General features: G+C 72.0%; 6 protein-coding genes. 3 read left to right on the forward strand and 3 right to left on the reverse strand.

Annotated elements, in window-relative coordinates; translation table 11 throughout:
• Nucleotides 1-360 (reverse strand): patatin-like phospholipase family protein (locus J0670_RS25655; protein ID WP_207814033.1); only part of this gene is annotated, 360 nt, incomplete at its 3' end.
• Between the two features lie 341 nt (nt 361-701).
• On the opposite strand from J0670_RS25655, the gene J0670_RS25660 reads away from it, so the two are divergent.
• A complete protein-coding gene (locus J0670_RS25660) occupies nt 702-1,235 on the forward strand; it encodes an Rv3235 family protein (RefSeq protein ID WP_207814034.1) in 534 nt (177 codons plus the stop codon).
• A 77-nt stretch (nt 1,236-1,312) separates the two neighbouring features.
• On the opposite strand, the gene secA is transcribed toward J0670_RS25660, so the two are convergent.
• Nucleotides 1,313-4,075: a preprotein translocase subunit SecA gene (secA, locus tag J0670_RS25665; protein WP_207814035.1), complete on the reverse strand. Its 2,763-nt coding sequence runs from the start codon at nt 4,073-4,075 to the stop codon at nt 1,313-1,315.
• A 242-nt stretch (nt 4,076-4,317) separates the two neighbouring features.
• Here secA and J0670_RS25670 point away from each other — a divergent pair, with 242 nt between their 5' ends.
• Nucleotides 4,318-4,899, forward strand: a complete 582-nt coding sequence (locus tag J0670_RS25670) for a GNAT family N-acetyltransferase (RefSeq protein WP_207814036.1) — start codon at nt 4,318-4,320, stop codon at nt 4,897-4,899.
• Between the two features lie 51 nt (nt 4,900-4,950).
• Complete coding sequence (locus J0670_RS25675; RefSeq protein WP_207814037.1) at nt 4,951-6,165, forward strand: winged helix-turn-helix domain-containing protein; 1,215 nt, start codon at nt 4,951-4,953, stop codon at nt 6,163-6,165.
• A 42-nt stretch (nt 6,166-6,207) separates the two neighbouring features.
• On the opposite strand, the gene J0670_RS25680 is transcribed toward J0670_RS25675, so the two are convergent.
• A partial coding sequence (locus J0670_RS25680) for a response regulator transcription factor (RefSeq protein ID WP_207814038.1) occupies nt 6,208-6,907 on the reverse strand: 700 nt, incomplete at its 5' end.

A 6,907-nucleotide genomic window follows, 5' to 3' on the forward strand; every position in this document is an offset into this window, starting at 1 on the left:
CAGCAGGTCCGGCGAGCCGATCCCGGCCCGGGGGCGGGGCGGCAGCGCGCCGCCGACGGCGGTGTCGTAGTCGAAGGCCACCCCGGCCAGCGGGCCCTCGGTGATCGGCAGGCCGCGCTGGTGGTCGCGCAGCTGCTCGGGGCGGACGCCACCGGCCAGCATCGCGGCCAGGATCGCGCCCGCCGAGGTGCCGAGCAGCACGTCCGCCGCGCCCGGTCGGCAGCCGGTGGCCTCCTCGACGGCGCACAGCGCGCCGACCGTCCAGGCCGCGCCGAGCATCCCGCCACCGCCCAGCACCAGCCCGCGCCGGGGTGCGCCCCCGGCGTCCGGGGTCGGCGCCGCCACCGCCCGTGCCGTCATACCGGCTGTCGTCATACCCGGCCGCCCGTCGTCGTGGGGGCGAGCCCCCGTCAGGCTCCGATGGTGCGCGCGGACGGCTGCGCAACGCAACGGCGGGCCCGGGCCGGGTCACCCGGTCCGACCTACCGGGGCGTCCCCTTTCCGGGCCGTGCGCCCCGCCCCCGCGCGTCAACCGGGCGCCTCCGAACAACTCTTCGAGCCCGTCGCCGCACTGGTCGATTCACCGGGATAGGTGAACTTCTCGCCACGCTCCGGCCGCCGCGAAAACGCATTGCCGCCCCGCGCGGGCCGCCGCCAGCCTGGCCCCGTCCGTACCCGCACCACCCCTACCGGGAGCCACCGTGACCGTCCGGCTGAGCAGCAACCCGACCGCACACCCGACCGCACACCCGACCGCACACCCGACCGGGCACCCGGTCGCCCGCCCGACCGGCGGGCTCACCGCCCGCCCGCACCGCCGGATCCGCGCCACCGGCGGCTGCGACCCAACCGGGCGCCGGCCGCGCCACCCGCGCGCCGCCTGCACCGCCGCCGCCGGAGCCCCCCGCCACGACCCCGGGGCACTCGCCTCCCGCTTCGCCCACCAGCTGGTCGAGGTGCTCACCGGCGCCCGGCCCTCCGGCCAGCTGATGCGGCACACCAGCCTGGACGGCTACGGGCAGCTCGCCTCGCTGGTCCGGGCCGGCGCGCTGCGCCGCGGCGGCCCCGCCGACCGGCCCCGGCTCGGCCCGGTGCACGACCGATCACCCTCACCCGACGCGGTGGAGGCCTGCGTACGGGTCGACCTCGGCCGACGGCACCACATGGTGGCCTTCCGGCTGGAGCAGCGCGGCCCGGACGGGCAGTGGCAGTGCACCGCCGTGGAGGCCCGATGAGGCCCCCGGCGTACGGGACGGCGCAGGGCGCCGCCCCCGTGCGGGTGCGGCGCCCTGCGTGGCGTCCCGGGGTGCGCTCAGCCCTTGCGGCGGCGGCCCTTGGTGGACTTGGCGGCCTTGCGGCGCTCGGCGCGGGTCAGCCCGTCGCCCTCGTCCTCCGGCGCGGAGTCCTCGAAGTCGCCCTCGACCACACCGCCGCCGACCTCGTCCGAGGGGGCCGTGTAGTGCAGCCGCTGCGGCTTCGGGGCCTCCAGGCCCTTGGCCTTGATCTCCGGGCGGGCGGCGTCCTTCTCCAGCTTGTCGAGGACCACCTCGGCGTCCGCCAGCGGCACCTCCTCGACCTGCTGCTCGACCTGGACCTCCAGGTTGAACAGGTAGCCGACGGACTCCTCCTTGATGCCCTCCATCATCGCGGTGAACATGTCGAAGCCCTCGCGCTGGTACTCGACCAGCGGGTCGCGCTGCGCCATGGCCCGCAGGCCGATGCCCTCCTGGAGGTAGTCCATCTCGTAGAGGTGCTCGCGCCAGCGGCGGTCCAGCACCGAGAGCACGACCCGGCGCTCCAGCTCACGCATGATCTCGGCGCCAAGCTGGTCCTCGCGGGCGCCGTACTGGGCCTGGACGTCCTCCTGGACGACCTTGATCAGGAACTCGGGGGTCAGGCCGGACGGACCGCCGACCTCCTCCTCCAGCTCCGCGAGGTCCAGGGTGATCGGGTAGAGCTGCTTGAGCGCGGTCCAGAGCTTGTCGAGGTCCCAGTCGTCCTCGAAGCCCTCGCCGGTGGCCGCCCGGACGTACGCCTCGACGGTGTCGTCCATGAAGTGGCCGACCTGCTCCTGGAGGTCCTCGCCCTCCAGCACCCGGCGGCGCTCGCCGTAGATGACCTCGCGCTGGCGGTTGAGCACCTCGTCGTACTTCAGGACGTTCTTGCGGATCTCGAAGTTCTGCTGCTCGACCTGGGTCTGCGCGGAGGCGATGGCGCGGGTGACCATCTTGGACTCGATCGGCACGTCCTCGGGCACGTTGGCCATCGAGAGCACGCGCTCGACCATGCCGGCCTTGAACAGGCGCATCAGGTCGTCGCCCAGCGACAGGTAGAAGCGGGACTCGCCCGGGTCGCCCTGACGGCCGGAACGACCGCGCAGCTGGTTGTCGATCCGGCGGGACTCGTGCCGCTCGGTGCCGAGGACGTAGAGGCCACCGGCCTCCTTGACCTCCTCCTGCTCGGCCTTCACCGAGGCCTTGGCCTTCTCCAGCGCGGCCGGGAACGCGGCCTCGTACTCCTCCGGGTTGTCCGCGGCGGAGAGCCCGCGCTGCGCCAGCTCGGCCGCCGCGAGGTGGTCCGGGTTGCCGCCGAGCATGATGTCGGTGCCACGGCCGGCCATGTTGGTGGCGACGGTGACGGCGCCCTTGCGGCCGGCCTGCGCGACGATCTGCGCCTCGCGCTCGTGGTGCTTGGCGTTCAGCACCTCGTGCGGGATGCCGCGCTTGCGCAGCTCCTGCGACAGGTACTCGGACTTCTCGACCGACACGGTGCCGACCAGCACCGGCTGGCCCTTCTCGTGCTTCTCGGCGATGTCCTCGACCACGGCGGCGAACTTGGCCGGCTCCGACTTGTAGATCAGGTCGGGCTGGTCGATGCGCAGCGGCGTCTTGTTGGTCGGGATCGGGACCACGCCGAGCTTGTAGATCTGGTGGAACTCGGCGGCCTCGGTGGTGCCGGTACCGGTCATGCCCGAGAGCTTGTCGTACAGGCGGAAGAAGTTCTGCAGGGTGATGGTGGCCAGGGTCTGGTTCTCGTTCTGGACCTCCACCCCCTCCTTGGCCTCGATCGCCTGGTGCATGCCCTCGTTGTAGCGGCGGCCGGCCAGGATGCGGCCGGTGTGCTCGTCGACGATCATGACTTCACCGTTCATGACGACGTAGTCCTTGTCGCGCTTGTACAGCTCCTTGGCCTTGATGGCGTTGTTCAGGAAGCCGACCAGCGGGGTGTTCACCGACTCGTAGAGGTTGTCGATGCCCAGGTAGTCCTCGACCCGGCTGACACCCTCCTCCAGGATGCCGACGGTGCGCTTCTTCTCGTCGACCTCGTAGTCCCGCTCGATCTTCAGGCGCAGCACCAGCTTGGCGAAGTCGGCGTACCACTTGGTCGCCTGGTCGGCCGGGCCGGAGATGATCAGCGGGGTGCGGGCCTCGTCGATGAGGATCGAGTCGACCTCGTCGACCACGGCGAAGTTGTGGCCGCGCTGGACGAGTTCGTCCTTCGACCAGGCCATGTTGTCGCGCAGGTAGTCGAAGCCGAACTCGTTGTTCGTGCCGTACGTGATGTCCATCGCGTACTGGCGCTTGCGCTCGACGGGGGTCATGTTGGCGAGGATCACGCCGACCTCGAGACCGAGGAAGCGGTGCACCCGGCCCATCCACTCCGAGTCGCGCTCGGCGAGGTAGTCGTTGACGGTGATCAGGTGGACGCCCTTGCCCGTCAGCGCGTTGAGGTACGCGGGCAGGGTGCCGACGAGGGTCTTGCCCTCACCGGTGCGCATCTCGGCGACGTAGCCGTAGTGCAGCGCCGCACCACCCATGAGCTGGACGTCGTAGTGCCGCTGGCCGAGCACGCGCTTGGCGGCCTCGCGGACGGTGGCGAACGCCTCGGGGAGGATGTCGTCCAGCGTCTCGCCGTCCTCGAGCCGCTGCTTGTACTCGTCGGTCAGCGCGCGCAGCTCGGCGTCGGTGAGGTTGACGAAGTCCTCTTCGATGGAGTTGACCTGGGCAGCAATCCGCTGCAGCTTGCGAAGGATCTTGCCCTCGCCGGCGCGCAGGATCTTGTCGAAGACGGACACTTGAGCGGGCTCCTTGCCTGTATTGGCACTGGACGACTGCACGGCGGGTCCACCCCACCGCACGGGCCATCGTATGCGAGGAGTCCAACCCCCCGGGAGGTGCGTCAGCACGCTATTCCCGTGTCACCCGCGCGAGCACATGGACCGATAGCACCGCCCACCCGGACAAAAGGGTCGGCGGGTCGTGGAGTTGGGCAGATAATCGGATGTCCGCCTTCCCTATCGCACGGAATAATCCGTGCATGGACGAACTCCGCACCGAACCGGTCACCCTCACCACCGAACGCCTCGTGCTGCGCGCCCCGCAGGAAGGCGACATCGACGCGATCTTCGCGGCCTGCCAGGACCCGGAGATCCAGCGCTGGACGGTGGTGCCCTCCCCGTACCGGCGCTACGACGCGGAGTACTTCGTGCGCGACCTCGCGGGCGAGGGCTGGAACACCGGCGCCAACCGGATCTGGTGCGTCTTCGAACGCGGATCCGGCGCCCTGGTCGGCAGCCAGGGGCTCGTCCTGCGCCCGCAAGACCAGGGATGCGCCGAGATCGGCTGGTGGGCGGTGAAGGAGTTCCGCGGCCGCGGCTACACGACCGAGGCCGCCCGTGCCGTCTCCGAGTACGGCCTGCGCGAGCTCGGTCTTCGCCGCCTGGAGTGGCAGGCCTACGTCGGCAACGAGGGCTCCCGGGCGGTGGCCGAGAAGGTCGGCTACCGCTTCGAGGGCACGCTGCGCTCGTACGCCGAGCAGCGCGGCGTCTTCCAGGACTCCTGGATCGCCTCCCTGCTCGCCACCGACCTGGACACCGACGTGGACACCGACCTGGACTGAGCCGGGCCCACCCCGGTCCGGCTGTCGGTGCCCGGGGCTACGCTCCCCGGCATGACCGCCGCAGCCGCCCGCCCCGGGCCTTCCCCCGTCACCGTCCTCGGCGCCGACGACGCCCGCCGGATCGCCCTGCGCGCCCAGGGCCTGCTCGGCGCGCCCGACCGCCGGGCGGGGGTGCGCGGCGTCCTGCGGCACCTGGGCGCCGTCCAGTTGGACACCATCTCGGTGCTGGCCCGCTCGCACGAACTGGTGCCGTACGCCCGGCTCGGCGCGGTCGGCCGCCCGGCCGTGGAGGCGGCGTACTGGGGCGCGGGCGCCAGCTTCGAGTACTGGTCGCACGCGGCCTGCGTCCTGCCGGTCGAGGAGTGGCCGCTGTTCGCCTTCCGGCGCCGCCGCTACCGCGACCGGGGCCACCTCTGGGGCCACCAGGTCACGCCCGAGGCCTACCGGGCCGTGCTCGACAAGCTGCGCGCCGAGGGGCCGTTGACCTCCACCGAGCTGGGCGGCGCCAAGCGGACCGCCGAGTGGTGGGACTGGTCGGACACCAAGATCGCGGTCGAGCGGGCGCTGGCCTTCGGCGACGTGGTCTGCTCCGAGCGCCGGAGCTGGAAGCGGGTGTACTCCCTGGCCGAACAGACCATCCCGGACGCCCTGTTCGGCCAGGAGCGGTCCGACCGGGAGTGCGTGCGCACCCTGGTCGCCCAGGCCGGCGCCGCGCTCGGCGTGGCCACCCGGGCCGACCTGCTGGACTACCACCGGCTGCGCGCCGAGGAGTTGGACCAGGTGCTCGCCGACAGCGGGCTGGTCCCGGTCGAGGTGGCCGGCTGGGGCCCGGACGGCGCCGCCGCCCCCGCCTGGGCCGACCCGGCCGCCCTCGCCACCGCCCCGCGCGGGCGCCACCGCACCACGCTGCTCTCGCCGTTCGACTCGCTGATCTGGGACCGCGCCCGCACCGAGCGGATCTTCGGCATGACGCACCGGCTGGAGGCCTACACGCCCAAGCACAAGCGGGTGCACGGCTACTTCGCGATGCCGCTGCTCGCCGGCGGCCGACTGGTCGGCCGGGTCGACCCGGCCCGGGAGGGGCGCACGCTGGTCGCCCGGCAGGTCTCGCTGACCGGCGGCCGCGGAGCAGGCGCACAGCACGTCGAGGCGCTGGCCACCGCACTGCGCGAGGCGGCCGACTGGGTCGGCTGCGACGGGGTGCGGATCGAGGCGCTGCACGACGAACGGCTGCGCCCGGCCCTGGAGAAGCTGCTCGCGGACTGAGCCGCCCGGCGCGAACCGGGCCCGGCTCACCCCGGGCCCGGCTCACCCTATTTCGAGGATCTTCTCCCGCATCGCGTACACCACGGCCTCCATCCTGGAGTGCAGTTGGAGCTTCTCCAGGATGTTGCGCACGTGGTTCTTCACGGTGTTCTCGCTGATGAACAGCTCCTTGGCGATCTCCCGGTTGTTCATCCCGGTCGCCACCAGCTTCAGCACCTCCAACTCCCGGTCGGTGAGCCGGGGTGCGGGCACCAGGTCCCGGTCGTCGGAGCGGCGCTGGATCATCGACTTGAACTCGGTGAGCAGCTTGGAGGCCATCGACGGGCTGATCTGCGACTGCCCGTCGGCGACCGCGCGGATCGCGGTGGCGACTTCGTCGGTGGAGATCTCCTTCAGCAGGTAGCCGGTGGCCCCCGCCTTGATCGCCTCGTAGAGGTCGGCCTCCTCGTCGCTTATCGTCAGCATGATGATCTTGGTGCTGGGCGCCACGTCCTTGATCGCCGTGCAGGCCTCGATCCCGCTGCGGCGCGGCATCCGGACGTCCATGAGGATGATGTCGGGCAGCAGGTCGGCGGCCTTCAGCACGGCCTCCGCGCCGTCCCCGGCCTCGCCGACGACCTTGATGTCCTGTTCCTCCGCGAGCACGATCTCCAGCCCCCGGCGGAACAGCGCGTGGTCGTCCACCACCAGCACGCGGATCGGCTCACCCCGGTGCGGCGCGTACGCGGGCTCCCCCTCCGGC

The sequence above is a fragment of the Streptomyces sp. FH025 genome, assembly GCF_017427025.1.
Classification (GTDB): Bacteria; Actinomycetota; Actinomycetes; order Streptomycetales; family Streptomycetaceae; genus Kitasatospora.